This window comes from Xanthomonas sp. Leaf148 (assembly GCF_001423585.1).
Lineage (GTDB): Bacteria > Pseudomonadota > Gammaproteobacteria > Xanthomonadales > Xanthomonadaceae > Xanthomonas.
The window spans coordinates 309,318-324,345 of record NZ_LMOP01000008.1; the positions used below are offsets into that span (position 1 = coordinate 309,318).

Here is a 15,028-nt window from a genome sequence, read left to right on the forward strand (position 1 = left end):
TCCCCCGCGTGACGCCCTCTTAGGCCCGTCGTGACCGGATTCCTTGTTTATTTTTCTGGCGTTTTGCCCGCCGCCGTACACGTACCGCGCCCAGGCGATCAGCTTGCCGAGGTGTAGCGATAAGACAGCAGCGATTTCACCAAAAAGGTGATCTGGGTGGCCGAGCGCGCATCCACGCGCATGACCGGAATGCGGAAGCCTTCGGCCACCAGCGCATCGCGGAATGGCGGCAGCAGAAAGTCTTCGACCTCGTCGGTCATGGTGATGCCCACGGCCAGGCTGGCGTCCGGTGCGATCTGCGAAAACTCACGCAGCAACGCCAGGGTCGCCTCCAGCATCTGCGGGTCGCGCGCATTGCTCAGCACGATCACGCCGAGCGCGCCGTCGCAGACCAGCGGCCACATGAAATCCAGATATTTCTGGCCGGGCACGCCGTAGACGTGCAGCAATTCGCCGTCTTCCAGCTCGATGGAGCTGTAGTCCAGCGCGACCGTGGTGTAGGTCTTGTCGCCGTAGGCATCCTGGCTGAGCGGCATTTCGGTGCTGACCGGCTCCACGTCGGAGATGGCGCGCACCGCGGTGGTCTTGCCGGCGCCCATGCCGCCAACGAACACCAGTTTGTTGGCTGGAAGACTCATGACTGCGCCTGAGAAAGAGAGAGGCCAAACCGACGTGCGACCCAGGAGAAGAACCGGGAATTACTGCTGTCCGGGCGACGCGGCGTTGAAGGCACGGGGATCTCCGCAGTCTGGGCAAGGCCGCTGGCAAGTGCGGCGGCGAACAGGCATTCCACCGTCTGCAGCGGCAGCTTGCAAGCATTGGCCAGCGCCTGCGGGCGCCACGGGCGCGCATGCAGGTGGGCAATGGCGAGCAGCTGCGCAGGCGAACTGGTGTCGGCGCTGAGCTCCGGCCACTGCCGTAGCTGCAACGCACGGCTGGCCTCCACCGCCGGCAGTGCGGGGCGCAGGTGCTCGGGCAGGGCGAAGTACAGCGCTTCGAAGGAAAGGCGCTGCGTCAGTGCGGCATCGGCATCGCCGGTCACACGCTGCCAGCCGGGGCGATCCAATGCGGCAACGAGCTCCGATAGCGACACGCCGGCCGCCAGGTGCAGGCAGCGACTGGATGGGTCCACGCGCACCAGCAGGTGCGCAGTGCGCAGCAGCACCGGGCTTGCGCCGAGTTCGCCGCGGCAATGGCGCAACAGCAGCGCCGGTTCGGCCACCTGGGCGGTATGTGGCGAAGACAACAGCAGACGCATCTGCTCGTTGAGTTCGCGCACTGTGGCGCCGTGCTTGAGCCAGGCGCCAGCGACAGGCGTGCGCGAGACAACCAAGACGCGCACCGGCTGGCCTTGCAATGCCTGCCATGCGGCCAGGCCGTCGGCCGTTTCCAGGCCCAGCACCACCACGTCGGCCGCATGCTGCGGCCATTCGCCCAACTGCACGTCGATACGCTCGGCGAGCAGCAGCGAGCACGCCAGTTTCAGGCGCGTGGTGTGCAGCAGATCCAGGCCGGCCGTGGCGACCCGCATGGCGTGAATGGGTGTGGTCATGAGATGGCGCCGTTTTGGCGCAGAAGAACGACAACACCTGCCGGTACGCACCGGCAGGCAGGGTCGGCGACGCGGGTGCGCCGCCGGACAGGCATCAACTGAAATCCAGGGTCTTTTCGAACGCCTTGAGCTCGTGGCGGGCCATGGCCAGGTTGGCCTTGGCGCGGTCCAGCACGACATACAGAAACAGCGTGCCGTTGCTTTCGAGCGGACGCAGCAGGTGGTACTGGCGCGACAGCGTGATCAGGATGTCTTCGATGGTGTCTTGCAGGCCGAGCTGCTCGGCGATACGGCGCTTGGCACGCACTACTTCGGTATTGCCGGCCGCGGCCAGTTCCAGGTTGAGCTCGGTGCCGCCGGTCATGCCCAGGGCCATGCCGCTATCGCTGTCGACCAGCGCGGCGCCGACGAAACCGGCGAGCGAATGCAATTGTTCCAGATTGAGTTTTGACATCGGTGGTCCCCTTCCAAACGGTGAGAAAAATCGGTGAGCTCATGCCAAGCACGAACAGTGCCAACGGCATCAGCCGGCCGCTTGCGCCAGGGCTGTGGCCAGGCGCCCGGCGCAGTCGCGCGCATTGAACAGCAGCGCGGCGGCATTGATATCGGAGCCGCCCACGGCGGTCAGCGTCAGCGGCTTGTCGGCGCGGATGCGGATCAGCACCAGTTGCCCGCCACGCGTGCTGATGGTCGCGTAGTCGGCCTCGCTCAGGCTCGACTCGCGGGCCAGCGTCTCGCCCAGGGTCAGGAACGAATTGGCCATCGCGGCTAAGCGACGTCCGTCCACATCCAAGCTGGATTGTTCGGTAATGGCGCGGCCATCGGCGGTGGACAGCATCAACAGCCGAATCCCCGGCTCGCGTTCGATGGTCTGTGCGAATTCGCGCCCGATCCGGTGCAGGTCGTACTGATGCGACGCCCGCGCGACTTCGCCCACGGCAGCCTTGACGACCTGGTTGACGGCGTTATGCGGCATGAAACTCCCCTGTTGCTGATGGCCCGAGCGCGTACGTGATGCGTGTGTCCTGCGCTGGCCGGCGCACCATACCACCGAGGTATTAGTGCGCAGTCACACCAGCCTCAGGCGCTTAACTGGGCGGTCAGACAAGCAGAATCTGCAAAGTCCAGCGGGCCACAAAGTGTCGTGGCACGTCACTGTAGCGGCGCGACAAGGCAGATCTAAACCCGTTCGTTTTGCCCGCAGACAGATGCAAACGGCATGCCGTGCTGCGCTGCCGCGCGTCACTGCGAGGGCGCGCCACTAGACTGCACGGCTTTATCGATGCTGGAGCAATACATGGCAACGCAGTACGTGCCGGTTTCCCTGATTGGCGTTCCCACCGATATCGGTGCCGGCCACCGCGGCGCACGGATGGGGCCGGAGGCGCTGCGCATCGCCGGGTTGCAGGAGGCCCTGGTCGGCCGTGGCGTGGAGGTGCGCGATCTGGGCAATCTGGATGGCCCGCGCAATCCCTGGCAGCTGCCGCAGGCCGGTTACCGGCATCTGGACGAAGTCGTCGCCTGGAACCAGGCGCTGATGGACGCCAGCTACGCCGAGCTGCAGGCCGGACGCATGCCGATCATGCTGGGCGGCGACCACTGCCTGGGCATCGGTTCAATCACTGCCGTGGCCAGGTATTGCCGTGAACAGGGGCGCCCGCTGCGGGTGCTATGGCTGGATGCGCATTCGGATTTCAACACCAGCGAGGTAACCCCGTCGGGCAACGTGCATGGCATGCCGGTGGCCTGCCTGTGCGGGCTGGGCCCGCAGGCGCTGACGCATCTGGGCGGCAGCGCGCCGGCGCTGCTCCCCGAGCAGGTACGGCAGATCGGCATCCGCTCGGTGGACCCGGAGGAGAAGCGCCTGATCAAGCAGCACCGCATCGACGTCTACGACATGCGTTACATCGACGAAGCCGGGATGAAGCGCACCATGGAAGCCGCGCTGCAGGGCATGAGCGCCGACACCCACCTGCATGTGAGCTTCGATGTGGACTTCCTCGACCCCAGCATCGCGCCGGGCGTGGGCACCACGGTGCCTGGTGGCCCCAACTACCGTGAGGCGCAGCTGGTAATGGAGATGATTGCCGACACCGGGCGCATGGGGTCGCTGGATATCGTCGAGCTCAATCCGGTGCTGGACAACCGCAATGCCACCGCCGAGTTGGCGGTGGATCTGGTCGAAAGCCTGTTCGGCAAGTCGACGCTGATGCGAGATTGATCCAGCGCTGAACGAGGCTGGCCCTCGTTCACATCAAATCCACGTCCGCGCAGTCAGATTTGGCGCCAAGCGAGGTGCGTTGGCACCGGGCGCAGACCGAGGAAGAGCAATGAAGCGACTGCTGACACTGATGGTGCTGGGCCTGTTCTCGGCCGGCGTGATGACTGGCTGCAACACCATGGCCGGCGCCGGCAAAGATATGCAGGGCGCGGGCGGCAAGGTCGAAAAGACCGCCGAGAAATGCAGCGACGGTAAGTGCTGATCCGTCACCGCTGGGTGGCGTTTGTTTGATTTGATTGATCTGCGGCAACGCGCCGCTTTACCCACGAAGGAGTCTGTTATGAAGCGTGCAATTGTGCTGCTGGTGCTGTCGATGTTCTCGGTCGCGATGTTGTCGGGTTGCAACACCGTCGCAGGTGCCGGTAAGGACGTGCAGGGCGCTGGCGAGAAAGTGGAAGACGCAGCGCGTAAGTGATCTGACGCCGCATGCAACAAAAAACGGGCCGCAAGGCCCGTTTTTTTGTCCGGTAGTTGTCGGGCCCAACCGATGTGCAGGGCGTGACCGCAATGCGTCGCGCGCACGTGCCGTAACACGTCGGATGGGCCTGTTCAGTGGGGTGATTGCCGGCTTGACACCTCTTGATGCATAGCAAACGCCCGCGTCGGCAATCTGCCGGCACGGTCAATCGCGGCCGCATCAGCGGAGTCAACGCAATGAACACCGACATCATTTCCGGCAAGTGGACCCAGCTCAAAGGCAAGGCACAGGCCAAGTGGGGCGACCTTACCGACGACGATTTCAAGGTCGCCGAAGGCAATGCCGAATATCTGCAGGGCAAGCTGCAGGAACGCTATGGCTGGGACCGCGACCGTGCCCAGACCGAGGTCCGCGCATTCGAAAAGTCGCTGCGCGACGACACCTGATCTGCGCACGGCATCGCTCCTGCAACGGTGAGCGATGCGGCTGAGCACCGATGCACGCAACGGGCCGCCATGTGCGGCCCGTTGTGCGTCTGGCCACGCGCATGCAGGGATGAGGCAATGGGCAGCACCCGGAACCGTTAAACTTGCGCGCTGACTCCCTGGCATTACGCAGATGACCACTCGCGTTCTCACCGGCATCACCACTTCCGGCACACCGCATCTTGGCAACTATGTCGGCGCGATCCGCCCGGCCATCCAGGCCAGCGCCGGCGACGATGCGGAGAGCTTCTATTTCCTGGCCGACCTGCACAGCCTGATCAAGGCGCAGGATCCGGCGCGCACGCAACGCTCCACGCTGGAAATCGCCGCCAGCTGGCTGGCCTGTGGCCTGGACCCGGACAAGGTCTGGTTCTATCGCCAGTCCGATGTGCCCGAGACCACCGAGTTGATGTGGTTGCTCACCTGCGTGGCCGGCAAGGGCATCCTCAATCGCGCGCATGCCTACAAGGCGGCGGTGGACAAGAATCGCGCCGACGGCGAGGACGACGATGCCGGCGTGAGCGCCGGGTTGTTCATGTACCCGGTGCTGATGGCGGCGGACATTTTGATCTTCAACGCACACAAGGTGCCGGTGGGGCGCGATCAGATCCAGCACATCGAAATGGCGCGCGATTTCGCGCAGCGCTTCAATCATGTGTATGGACGCGACTTTTTTACCTTGCCCGATGCGGTGATCGACGAGCAGGTGTCCACCTTGCCGGGCCTGGACGGCCGCAAGATGAGCAAGAGCTACGGCAATACGATTCCGTTGTTCGCCCCGCGCGAGGAACTGCGCAAGCTGGTGTTCTCGATCCTGACCGATTCGCGTGCGCCGGGCGAAGCCAAGGACACGCAGGGATCGGCGCTGTTTCAGCTGTATCAGGCGTTTGCCACGCCGCAGGAAACGGCCGCCTTTGCGCAGGCATTTGCCGATGGCATCGGCTGGGGCGACGCCAAGCAGCAGTTGTTCGAGCGGATCGATCAGGAGATCGCACCGCTGCGCGCGCGTTACGAGACGCTGATGGCCGATCCGGCAAAGATCGAAGCGATTCTGCGCGCCGGCGGTGCACGCTTGCGTGCGCGCTACGCCACGCCGCTGCTGGCCGAGCTGCGCAGTGCGGTGGGTCTGCGCGATCTATCCGATCAGGCGGGTCCTGCGGCCGCGCAGGCGGGTGAAAAAATCGCCTTGCCGGTGTTCAAGCAGTACCGCGAGAACGATGGCCAGTTCTATTTCAAGCTAACCGATAGTGCCGGTGCACTGCTGCTGCAGAGCGACGGCTTTGCCTCGCCACGCGATGCAGGCCAGTTGATCGCACGGCTGAAACAGGCCGAGCAGGCCAGCGATCTGCAGCTGCCGGGCGTGCATGCACAGGTCCAAGTCGATGCGATCCTTGCGGCGATGCGGGTGCTGCGCGAGGCGTAATCGATGCGGATGCGCAAGCTGCGGCAACCGCCTTGCGCGCGTGGGGAATTGCATCGCAGGTGCAATGCCGAGATCCAACAAGACGCTTGCGTAGTGCTTGAAGCCATCGTGCCCATGCATCGTTGCCTGGAACCACCGGCACACCGCGCACGCACTGCGTGCGCCTACACTGCGGCTGTCTTCTTTTAAAGCAGCTAACAAAACGTAGCGAGCAGTTATCAGGTGGGCGTGGACGCCGCGTAGTGATCGGAGCGTATGCGTGGTACATGCCGTAACGAACGACGGCCGCACAGTCGTCTTGTCAGTTGCTCTTATCGTCACGGAGTAAGAATGACCGCATTGAACGATCCCAGCATCCACACCATCGATACCGGCTTTGGCGGCGTGCAGTTCGACGCGGCGTATCTGATTGTCGAGGCGCAACGCGGGGCGTTTGTCGATTGCGGGACCTCGCTGTCGGTGCCGCATCTTCTGGCGGCAGTACGGGCCGCCGGGCTGACACCTGCGCAGGTGGAGTGGTTGATCCTGACCCATGTGCATCTGGATCACGCCGGCGGTGCCGGTGCCTTGCTGCAGCATCTGCCCAATGCGCGCGTACTGGTGCATCCGCGTGGTGCGCCGCATCTGATCGACCCGGCACGGCTGATTGCCGGTGCTACCGCGGTGTATGGCGAGGCGGAAATGGCGCGCAGTTACGGCGAGATCGTGCCGGTGCCGGCCGAGCGCGTGGTGCAAGCGGTCGATGGCCAAGCGGTGCTGCTGGGCGAACGCGCGCTGCGCACGATCGATACGCCGGGACACGCGCGCCATCATCTATGCGTGTGGGATGCGCGCAGTCGCAGCTGGTTCACTGGCGACACCTTCGGGCTGTCGTATCGCCAGCTCGATAGCGCGCAGGGTGCTTTTATCCTGCCGACCTCTTCGCCGGTGCAATTCGAGCCGGAGGCGATGCTGCAGTCGATCGCGCGGCTGATGGAGACCGCGCCGCAGGCGATGTATCTGACCCATTACGGGCGGGTCACTTCGCCGGAGCCATTGGCGCAGGCGCTGATCGAGCAGATCCATGCGATGACCGCTATCGCACTGAGCTGCGCACAGCATACGGACCGCCATCGCTGCATGGTGGCGGGGTTGACCGGACTGTATCTGGAGCGCGCCCGCCTACACGGCTGTCGCCTGGACGATGCGGCGGTGGCGCAGCTGCTGGCCACCGATATCGAACTCAACGCCCAGGGCCTGGCGTGTTGGCTGGATCGCGCAACGCGGACCAGTTAGCGCGCTTGGAGCGGCTTACAAAAAAACCTCTAGAACGCTGCATCAATGGCCGCGTGCATGCCGTCAACAATTCGATTAGCTCTCAAGCTGACCTACGCCTTGAGAAAGTAAGTCGGAGGACTGTGCTCACCGCCAGGCGGGCGCGGCCGGTGCTCGGTGTGACATGTGCCACGCGTCCACTCCGGTTCCTCTGCGCCTTCCACACCCACCTGACGACTGCTCGCGACGTTTTGTTAGCCGCCCTTAGCCAGGCATGCAGTCCATGCAATTGAATGCAGTCTCGTGTCGTTGCGCTCCGGTGTTGGCCCACGCTTGTAAACTGTGTGTCATCTATCTGTTGCAAGGCCACGCCGTGAATCCGATGCGCATCCTGTTGTTGTCCGCCTGCCTGTTTGTGGGAGGTGTGGCGCAGGCCGCCAACGATCTGCCCGGTGGCGGCATCGATGCGGAGGCGTTGTCGCGGCACGTGCGCTTGCTGGCATCGGATGAATTCGAAGGCCGTGCGCCGGCCAGCGCGGGCGAGCAGCGCACCGTCGATTACCTGGTCGAGCAGTTCAAGGCCGCCGGCGTGCAGCCGGGTGGCGAGCAGGGCGGTTGGACACAGGCCGTGCCGCTGGTGCGCGCGCAGGTGGAGGGCCCGGTCAGCGCCACGCTGCGTGTGGGCGGCAAGACGCAGTCCTTGGTCAACGGCACCGATGTGACCTTGCAGAGCCTGCGGCCGATCGACAAGGTGGCGTTGAAGAATGCGCCGCTGGTGTTCGTCGGCTACGGCATCAGTGCGCCGGAGCGGCAGTGGGACGATTACAAGGGCGTGGACCTGCGCGGCAAGATCGCAGTGGTGCTGATCAACGACGCCGACTTCGATACCGCACAGCCGGGCGCGTTCGACGGCAAGGCGGTCACCTACTACGGCCGTTGGACCTACAAGTACGAAGAAGCCGCGCGCCGCGGCGCCGCCGGTGTGTTGATCGTGCACGAGACCGCGCCGGCCGCGTATGGCTGGGCCACGGTGCAGAGCTCGGGCCTGTCGCCGCTGTTCGATATCGAACGCAGCGATGCCGATGCGCGTGCGCAGCACGTGCCGGTGCGTGGCTGGATGCAGCGCAGCTTGGCAGCGTCGTTATTCACGCAGGCCGGGCTGGATTTCGAACAGGCCAAGCAGCGTGCTCAGCAGCGCGACTTCGCACCGATGGCGCTGGGCGATGCCACGTTGTCGGTGGACTTCAAGCTCAAGCGCGAACGCGTGGTTACGCATAACGTAGTGGCCAAGCTCACCGGCACCCAGCATCCGGACGAGACGGTGATTTTCTCCGCGCACTGGGATGCATTCGGGATCGGCAAGGCCGATGCCAGCGGCGATACGGTGCGACGCGGTGCGGTGGACAACGCCACCGGCGTGGCCAGCGTGCTGGAACTGGCACGCGTGTTCGCCGCCGGCCCCAAGCCGCAGCGCACGCTGTACTTCATTGCATTGACCGCCGAAGAAAAGGGCTTGCTCGGCGCCAACTATTACGCGGCGCATCCGCTGGCGCCGTTGGACAAGACCGTGGCCGTGCTCAACATGGAGATGTTCAGCCCCGACGGCCCGACGCGCGATATCGCCTCGTGGGGCCGTGGCCGCGTGTCGCTGGAAGGCGATCTGGAACAGGCCGCCAAAGCGCGCGATCGCACTTATTCGCCGGACCCGAATCTGGAAGCGGGCTTCTTTTACCGCGCCGATCATTTCGCCTTCGCGCGCATGGGCGTGCCGGCGATCACCGCTGGCCCGGGACTGGACATGCTCAAGGGCGGCGTCAAGGCGGGCAAGGCATTGCGCGATACATACTTCGCCGACTGCTATCACCAGCCCTGCGACCGCTGGACTCCGCAATGGGATGCCACCGGACATGCGGCCGATACCACGCTGGTCTACGACGTAGGCGTGGCGCTGGCCAATGGCCGGCAGTGGCCGAGCTGGCAGGATGGCTCGGAGTTCAAGGCCATCCGCGCCAAGAGCGATGCCGCGCGCAAGTAAGGCCTGACGGGTCAAACGCCCGCTGCGGTGTTACCGGGCCGGGCGTTGCATCGCTGGCGATGCCCGTGCGCAGCGCATCCAACCGCTAAGAGCAGCTAACAAAACTACTGTGCAGCCGCCAGGCGGGCGCGGCCGGTGCTCGGAATCGGCATGTACCACCCGTACACTCCGGTTCCTCCGCGCYACGGTTTGTTAGCCGCTCTAAAGCGCGGAGCGTCGGCTGCAGTTTTATTTTTTGGGTTTGCCGCAGGGATAGCGCTTGCGCAGCGCTTCGATGATCAGGCCGGGAGCGGCTTCGTCCAGGCGCGCATCGGGCAGCGCGGTGATATCGGCGATGATCGGCAGCAGATCCGGCGGGCCGGCCTTGCCCGCAGGCATGCACCATTGCGTGCGATAGCTGGTGCTGGCCACGCCAAGCACGTAGGCGCCGGCGCGGCTGGCCGAGACCATGACCTTGAGTTCGGGCTGGTTCGGTGCGTTGATCTCCGGCGCCAGCGAGCCATCCAGCCCCGCCTCGATCAACTTGCGCCCGCTGAGTTCCCACGGCTCGAGTGTGCGTGCCGCTGCGGTGGTGGAGAGAATGGTCAGGGCGGCCATGGCCAGCCAGGGAAGGCGACGCTGCATCTGCGCTCCGCAATGAGGGGTGAGTTGCACCATAGCGCGCAAGGCGGCGAAGGGCATGCATGTAACGCCTTGGAGCGCCCCGCGCCGCGACTGCGCGACCAGCAGACACGCGCGGCTGGTGCTCGGCATCGGCATGTGTCAGATAGGCGCCAGTTCCTGTGCGCCGTCCATACCCGCATGCAGCCGTTCTTAGGTTGCGGCCAGACAGACGCAGCCGTGGCGCACCAGCAACATGCCACGCGTGCAGTGGTGTTGGTGCACGCCGTCCACGCGCCTGATACGTGGCTGCCAGGTGCCGTCAGCCGTTTTTGGGCTTGGGTAGGTGCTCTAGAATGACCGCTTCCGCTGCACTTGGCCCTGTTCCGATGTCTTCCTCTCACGACGCTGCCGCGCCTGCGCGCAGCGGGTTGGTCGCTCTCGCGTTGCTGCTGGTCTATGTAGTCTGGGGCTCGACCTATCTGGCGATCCGGTTTGCGCTGGAAGGCGGCGCGCAGCCGCTGACGATGGTGTCCGGCGCGCGCTTCATCATCGCCGGCAGCGTGCTCTACAGCGTGCTGCGTTGGCGCGGCGTGGCGGCACCGACGGGTGCGCAATGGAAGAACGTGGCCTTGATGGGCGCGGCCTTGTTGCTGCTGGGTAACGGCATGGTGGTGCTCGCAGAGCGCAGCGTGTCTTCGGGCTTGGCGGCCACGTCGGTGGCGTCGGTGCCGCTGTGGATGGCGTTGTTCGGCGCGTTGCGCGGGCAGCATGCCAGCGGCGGCGAATGGCTGGGCATCGTGATCGGATTTCTGGGCGTGGTGTGGCTCAACGCCGGCAGCAGTCTCACCGCAACGCCGGGGGGATTGGTGTTGTTGCTGATCGCGCCCATCGGCTGGGCATTCGGCTCGGTGTGGTCGCGTGGACGCGATCTGCCATCGCCCTTCATGACCGCCGCCGGGCAGATGCTGTGCGGCGGTGTGCTGCTGGTGAGCACCGGCCTGCTGATCGGCGAGCGCCCGCAGGCCTGGCCGACGTCGCAGGGACTATTGGCGGTGGCGTACCTGTGCGTGTTCGGCTCGATCGTGGCGTTCACTGCGTATGTGTGGCTGCTGCATCACGTCCGCCCGGCGCTGGCCGGCAGCTATGCCTACGTCAATCCGGTGATTGCGGTGGCGCTGGGGGCGTGGCTGGGGCATGAGCAATTCACCGCGCACGACATTGGCGCGATGGCGGTGATTCTGGGTGGCGTGCTGGTGGTCACCCTGGCCAGGGCACGGCGATGAGCACGCCTGTGCCGGTGCCGGCGGAGGACGCGCGGCGCGGTCTGTTGATCACCGCCTCGGCTTTCGTGATCTGGGGTCTGGTGCCGCTGTATTGGCATCTGCTCAAGGCGGTGCCATCACTGCAGATCATTGCGCACCGTATCGTGTGGAGCACGGTGCTGGTGGTGGCGTGGCTGGTGGCGACCTCGGGCCTGCGTTGGTGGCGCACGATTGCCGCGCAGCCGCGCGCGTTGTGGATGCTGGCTGGCAGCAGCGTGGCGATCGCGTTCAATTGGGGCCTGTATATCTGGGCGATCAACGCCGGGCATGTGATCGAAGCCAGCCTGGGCTACTTCATCAATCCATTGCTGAGCGTGTTGCTGGGCGTGCTGGTGCTGAAAGAGCGCCTGCGCGGCATCCAGTGGCTGGCCGTGGTGTGCGCCGCAATCGGTGTGCTGTGGTTGACCATCGATGCCGGTGCGCCGCCGTGGATTGCGCTGGGGCTGGCGGTGTCGTTCGGTATGTATGGCCTGCTGCGCAAGCTGGTGGCGGTGGACGCGGTCGCCGGCCTGGGCGTGGAAAGCGTGTATCTGTTCGTGCCGGCGCTGCTGCTGGCGGGTTGGGGCGAGCAGGGCCACGGCGGCGCGTTCTTTAGCGGCTGGGAGTTGCGCACCGATCTGCTGCTGATCTTTGGTGGCGTGGTCACGGCGGTGCCGCTGATCGGGTTTGCGTATGGCGTGCGGCGGATCCCGCTGTCGCTGGTGGGCATCCTGCAGTACATCGGGCCGAGCCTGCAGCTGTTGCTGGGCGTATGGTTCTTCCATGAGCCGTTCGATCAGGGGCGTGCGATCGGATTTGCTGCGATCTGGGTTGGCTTGCTGTTGTTTGTCGGCGACAGCGTGCTGCGCGCGCGGCAGCCGGTGGCGGTGCGCTGAGCTGAGCGCGTGCCGGCTGCGTCCTGTGCAAAGGACGCAGCGAGTGCTCGATCAGCTACTCGGCACCGGCACCGGCAACGCAACCGCCAGCGTCGAGGCCGGCAGTGCCTGCGGAGCGGGGCAGTGGCCGGGGCTCTGTTGAACCTGCGCCAGCCAGTGGTCGATCGGTGCGCCCAGCAGGTCCAGCCGCAGCGGCAGGCTTAGATGATTTTCGCCGCGCAACTCGACGTAATGCGCGCGCGTGCTGGCCAGCGCCAGGGCGCGGCCATGCGCCACCGGAATGTGCTGATCGGCATCGCCATGCAGCAGCAACACGCAGCTGCGCGTGTCGGCTAGCGCCTGCGCCACATCGACATGGTCCAGATCCAGCTTGAGCTGGCTGTCGGCGGCGGCGATCACCGCATCGAGATTCTGGTCGGCATAGCGCCAGCGTGCGTACGCTGCCACCGCGTGGCCGCGCCAGCCGCTGGGCTGGCTGGTCAGCAGGTGCGGCACCATGTCGCGGATGCCGCGCCCGGCATTGGCGAAGGATTCCATCGCCACCACGCCGGCCACGCGCGGGCCGAGTTTGTCGGCGGTGAAAAGCGCAGTGGCCGCGCCATAGGAAATGCCGAACAGATACAGCGGCCCGTGGATTTCGCCGCGCGGCTGCAGTGCGTTGATTACGTCGATCACGTCGTCGGACTCGCGCGTGCCATAGCCCGACGGCCCGCCGCCGGAATGGCCGTGGTTGCGCAGATCGATGGTGATCACCCGGTAGCCGGCCTGTGCCAATTCCAGCGACCACGGCAGCAGCGAATCGCCATCCATCATCCAGCCGTGCAGCAACACCACGGTGCCGCGTGGCGTCGGTGGCGGCACGCGGGGCACGCTGAAGCTGAAGTCCATATCCAGCGCATGCGCCGGGTCGTTGCGCTGGCCCAGGTAGCGGTAGTGCATGGCGTATTGGCCCGGATCGATCGCACGCCAGAAGATCGGCACCGCATCGCGCGTGACCACATGGCCGCTGCGGTTGGGTACCGTGGCGATGGTGGCGGCGATGCGTTCTTCGTCCAGCAACGGCGACACGCCACCGGGCGCGACCAGGCGCTCGCTGAGCGAGGTGGAGGACGAAGAACAGCCGGCCAGCCACAGGCAGGCGCAGGCCAGCAGAAACAGGCGCGTCATAGCGGCATATCGTTGAATCAAACGGCCGAACAGGCTACGGCCTGCCCGGCCCGCGCATCTACCGCACTGCGGTGACAAAACGATGACAGCCTGCAATACATTCAGTTACTGCAGGCAGCGCTGCGGCGACGGAGGCGGCGACTTCAAATCCCGACGCCCAGCCCCAGGCGGTCCAACAACCAACTGAAACCGGAGAAGCCACGATGCCGCCGCCACCGGCATCGCGCCTTCGCCGTGACCAATCCCCACTCCCACTCCCAAATCCCGGCACTCCAAAGGAGTGCCTACACCTCGCGCAATGCGGTGGTGATCGGCAAGCGCGCCGCGCGCAATGCCGGAAACAGCCCGCCGACCAGGCCAATGCCCAGCGCCCACTTCAAACCGCTCCACAGCAGTTCCGGCGACACCTTGAACTGGAACACCACCTGGCTGAAGTTGTTACCCAGTGTGGAGACGGTGTAGCCGTTGAACACCGCCCAGGCGATCAACCCACCGAGCAGCCCACCCAGCAGCGCCAGCAGCATGGTTTCCAGCATCAGCGCCATGATCACCGGCGTGCCACGAAACCCGATCGCCCGCATCGTGGCGATCTCACGTGCACGCGTGGCCACCGCCGCATACATGGTGTTGAGCGCACCGAACACAGCGCCCACCGCCATGATCGCGCCGATCACCGTGCCCAGGATGCTGATCAGGCGGTTCAACCCGCCGCCTTGCTTGCCGTAATACGCACGGGTGGTTTCCACATCCAGCTTGAGCCGCGGGTCGGCCGCCATGGCCGTCTTGAACTGATCGAAGCCGGCCTTGCCAGCGGTGCGCACGGTGATCGACTGGTACGCGCGGCGGTTGTAGGTGGTGGCTAGCGTCTGCGCATCGGTCCACATCTCAGAATCGTGCGCATCGCCAGAGGCGAACACGCCCACCACCGTCCATTGCTGGCTGCCCAGGGTGAGCGTCTTGCCCAGCTCCAGGCCGCGGAACTGATTCAACGCACCTTTGCCGACCACCATTTCGCGCAGGCCGGTGGTGAAGCGGCGGCCCTGCATGATCTTGACCTTGTCATGCACGCCCCAGGCCTGCTCGCCCACGCCACGCAATTGCGCATTGACATCGGTGCCATCGGAGCGCGAAGCGATGTTGACCACTTGCGACAACTCCGGCGACACCATCGGGCGCCCGTTGGCATCGGTGGCGATCCCCGGCAGGCTGCCGATCAGCGGCACCAGGTCGCGGGTGATCACCGAGTTGGTCTCCGCCTGCGAGCCGCCACGCAAGACAATGGCGGTGGTGTCGTCGCCGGTGCTGTTGAGCGTGGCCTGGAAGCCCTGGCCCATCGCCAGCATCGCCACCAGCACGCCGACCACGCCGGCAATGCCGACCACGATCACCGAGGTGGAGCCCCAGCGTTGCGGCAGGCTGGCGATGCCGATGCGCGCGGCGGCCAGCGACAGGCGGCCGCTGCGCGTGACCACCAACCACACCGCCAGCAGCAGCGCGATCGGCAGCAACCACATCCACGGCAGCGCGATCCACAGCCCCAGGCCGACTGCCAGCAGCACCACGGACAACAAGGTGACGCCACGATCTTTCCATTTGCGTTGCATGTGCATGCT

At 65.3% G+C, this 15,028-nt stretch carries 16 protein-coding genes and 2 other RNA genes; 10 read left to right on the top strand and 8 right to left on the bottom strand.

What is annotated here, in order from left to right:
• Nucleotides 1-98: 98 nt before the first annotated feature.
• The 4 genes from ASF90_RS06015 to ASF90_RS06030 form a co-directional block, all read right to left on the bottom strand.
• Nucleotides 99-638: a GTPase gene (locus ASF90_RS06015; protein WP_055847218.1), complete on the bottom strand. Its 540-nt coding sequence runs from the start codon at nt 636-638 to the stop codon at nt 99-101.
• On the bottom strand, nt 635-1,552 hold the full coding sequence (locus ASF90_RS06020; protein WP_055847219.1) for a hypothetical protein: 918 nt from the start codon (nt 1,550-1,552) through the stop codon (nt 635-637). Before ASF90_RS06020 ends, ASF90_RS06015 begins: the two co-directional genes overlap by 4 nt.
• A gap of 94 nt (nt 1,553-1,646) precedes the next feature.
• A complete protein-coding gene (locus ASF90_RS06025; RefSeq protein WP_055847222.1) occupies nt 1,647-2,006 on the bottom strand; it encodes a hypothetical protein in 360 nt (119 codons plus the stop codon).
• A gap of 69 nt (nt 2,007-2,075) precedes the next feature.
• On the bottom strand, nt 2,076-2,528 hold the full coding sequence (locus ASF90_RS06030) for a roadblock/LC7 domain-containing protein (protein WP_055847225.1): 453 nt from the start codon (nt 2,526-2,528) through the stop codon (nt 2,076-2,078).
• A gap of 321 nt (nt 2,529-2,849) precedes the next feature.
• Here ASF90_RS06030 and rocF point away from each other — a divergent pair, with 321 nt between their 5' ends.
• The 5 genes from rocF to ASF90_RS06055 all read left to right on the top strand — a co-directional run bounded on the left by rocF (nt 2,850) and on the right by ASF90_RS06055 (nt 6,159).
• The gene (gene rocF / locus ASF90_RS06035; RefSeq protein ID WP_055850197.1) at nt 2,850-3,773 is read left to right on the top strand and encodes an arginase; all 924 of its coding nucleotides are present in this window, start codon (nt 2,850-2,852) and stop codon (nt 3,771-3,773) included.
• Between the two features lie 109 nt (nt 3,774-3,882).
• The gene (locus ASF90_RS06040; RefSeq protein WP_055847227.1) at nt 3,883-4,035 is read left to right on the top strand and encodes an entericidin A/B family lipoprotein; all 153 of its coding nucleotides are present in this window, start codon (nt 3,883-3,885) and stop codon (nt 4,033-4,035) included.
• A 78-nt stretch (nt 4,036-4,113) separates the two neighbouring features.
• A complete protein-coding gene (locus ASF90_RS06045) occupies nt 4,114-4,248 on the top strand; it encodes an entericidin A/B family lipoprotein (RefSeq protein ID WP_005989324.1) in 135 nt (44 codons plus the stop codon).
• A gap of 239 nt (nt 4,249-4,487) precedes the next feature.
• Nucleotides 4,488-4,697, top strand: coding sequence for a CsbD family protein (locus tag ASF90_RS06050; protein WP_016904514.1), 210 nt, complete (start codon nt 4,488-4,490; stop codon nt 4,695-4,697).
• A gap of 172 nt (nt 4,698-4,869) precedes the next feature.
• Nucleotides 4,870-6,159, top strand: coding sequence for a tryptophan--tRNA ligase (locus tag ASF90_RS06055; RefSeq protein WP_055847230.1), 1,290 nt, complete (start codon nt 4,870-4,872; stop codon nt 6,157-6,159).
• A gap of 192 nt (nt 6,160-6,351) precedes the next feature.
• Here ASF90_RS06055 and ASF90_RS21635 read toward each other — a convergent pair.
• Nucleotides 6,352-6,427: non-coding RNA, sX9 sRNA (locus ASF90_RS21635), on the bottom strand.
• 62 nt (nt 6,428-6,489) lie between these two features.
• Here ASF90_RS21635 and ASF90_RS06060 point away from each other — a divergent pair.
• The 3 genes from ASF90_RS06060 (at nt 6,490) to ASF90_RS06065 (ending at nt 9,448) form a co-directional block, all read left to right on the top strand.
• Nucleotides 6,490-7,434 (top strand): MBL fold metallo-hydrolase, encoded by a 945-nt coding sequence (locus ASF90_RS06060; protein WP_055847233.1) that lies wholly within the window; start codon nt 6,490-6,492, stop codon nt 7,432-7,434.
• A 163-nt stretch (nt 7,435-7,597) separates the two neighbouring features.
• Nucleotides 7,598-7,673: non-coding RNA, sX9 sRNA (locus tag ASF90_RS21640), on the top strand.
• A gap of 80 nt (nt 7,674-7,753) precedes the next feature.
• Nucleotides 7,754-9,448 (top strand): M28 family metallopeptidase, encoded by a 1,695-nt coding sequence (locus ASF90_RS06065; RefSeq protein WP_082473511.1) that lies wholly within the window; start codon nt 7,754-7,756, stop codon nt 9,446-9,448.
• Between the two features lie 228 nt (nt 9,449-9,676).
• On the opposite strand, the gene ASF90_RS06070 is transcribed toward ASF90_RS06065, so the two are convergent.
• Complete coding sequence (locus ASF90_RS06070; protein WP_193552644.1) at nt 9,677-10,105, bottom strand: Rap1a/Tai family immunity protein; 429 nt, start codon at nt 10,103-10,105, stop codon at nt 9,677-9,679.
• Nucleotides 10,106-10,437: 332 nt separating this feature from the next.
• On the opposite strand from ASF90_RS06070, the gene yedA reads away from it, so the two are divergent.
• The gene (gene yedA / locus ASF90_RS06075; protein ID WP_055847241.1) at nt 10,438-11,334 is read left to right on the top strand and encodes a drug/metabolite exporter YedA; all 897 of its coding nucleotides are present in this window, start codon (nt 10,438-10,440) and stop codon (nt 11,332-11,334) included.
• On the top strand, nt 11,331-12,248 hold the full coding sequence (rarD, locus tag ASF90_RS06080; protein WP_055847244.1) for an EamA family transporter RarD: 918 nt from the start codon (nt 11,331-11,333) through the stop codon (nt 12,246-12,248). Before yedA ends, rarD begins: the two co-directional genes overlap by 4 nt.
• 51 nt (nt 12,249-12,299) lie before the next feature.
• Here rarD and ASF90_RS06085 read toward each other — a convergent pair whose 3' ends face one another.
• Entirely contained in the window at nt 12,300-13,415 is a 1,116-nt protein-coding gene (locus tag ASF90_RS06085) for an alpha/beta fold hydrolase (RefSeq protein WP_055847247.1), read from the bottom strand.
• Nucleotides 13,416-13,699: 284 nt separating this feature from the next.
• Entirely contained in the window at nt 13,700-15,025 is a 1,326-nt protein-coding gene (locus ASF90_RS06090) for an ABC transporter permease (RefSeq protein WP_082473437.1), read from the bottom strand.
• Nucleotides 15,026-15,028: the final 3 nt, after the last annotated feature.

Bases quoted from the DNA above. Each gene is read 5' to 3' on its own strand.
- ASF90_RS06015 (WP_055847218.1), bottom strand. From the start codon at position 638: ATGAGTCTTCCAGCCAACAAACTGGTGTTCGTTGGCGGCATGGGCGCC.
- ASF90_RS06020 (WP_055847219.1), bottom strand. From the start codon at position 1,552: ATGACCACACCCATTCACGCCATGCGGGTCGCCACGGCCGGCCTGGAT.
- ASF90_RS06025 (WP_055847222.1), bottom strand. From the start codon at position 2,006: ATGTCAAAACTCAATCTGGAACAATTGCATTCGCTCGCCGGTTTCGTC.
- ASF90_RS06030 (WP_055847225.1), bottom strand. From the start codon at position 2,528: ATGCCGCATAACGCCGTCAACCAGGTCGTCAAGGCTGCCGTGGGCGAA.
- rocF (WP_055850197.1), top strand. From the start codon at position 2,850: ATGGCAACGCAGTACGTGCCGGTTTCCCTGATTGGCGTTCCCACCGAT.
- ASF90_RS06040 (WP_055847227.1), top strand. From the start codon at position 3,883: ATGAAGCGACTGCTGACACTGATGGTGCTGGGCCTGTTCTCGGCCGGC.
- ASF90_RS06045 (WP_005989324.1), top strand. From the start codon at position 4,114: ATGAAGCGTGCAATTGTGCTGCTGGTGCTGTCGATGTTCTCGGTCGCG.
- ASF90_RS06050 (WP_016904514.1), top strand. From the start codon at position 4,488: ATGAACACCGACATCATTTCCGGCAAGTGGACCCAGCTCAAAGGCAAG.
- ASF90_RS06055 (WP_055847230.1), top strand. From the start codon at position 4,870: ATGACCACTCGCGTTCTCACCGGCATCACCACTTCCGGCACACCGCAT.
- ASF90_RS06060 (WP_055847233.1), top strand. From the start codon at position 6,490: ATGACCGCATTGAACGATCCCAGCATCCACACCATCGATACCGGCTTT.
- ASF90_RS06070 (WP_193552644.1), bottom strand. From the start codon at position 10,105: ATGGTGCAACTCACCCCTCATTGCGGAGCGCAGATGCAGCGTCGCCTT.
- yedA (WP_055847241.1), top strand. From the start codon at position 10,438: ATGTCTTCCTCTCACGACGCTGCCGCGCCTGCGCGCAGCGGGTTGGTC.
- rarD (WP_055847244.1), top strand. From the start codon at position 11,331: ATGAGCACGCCTGTGCCGGTGCCGGCGGAGGACGCGCGGCGCGGTCTG.
- ASF90_RS06085 (WP_055847247.1), bottom strand. From the start codon at position 13,415: ATGACGCGCCTGTTTCTGCTGGCCTGCGCCTGCCTGTGGCTGGCCGGC.
- ASF90_RS06090 (WP_082473437.1), bottom strand. From the start codon at position 15,025: ATGCACATGCAACGCAAATGGAAAGATCGTGGCGTCACCTTGTTGTCC.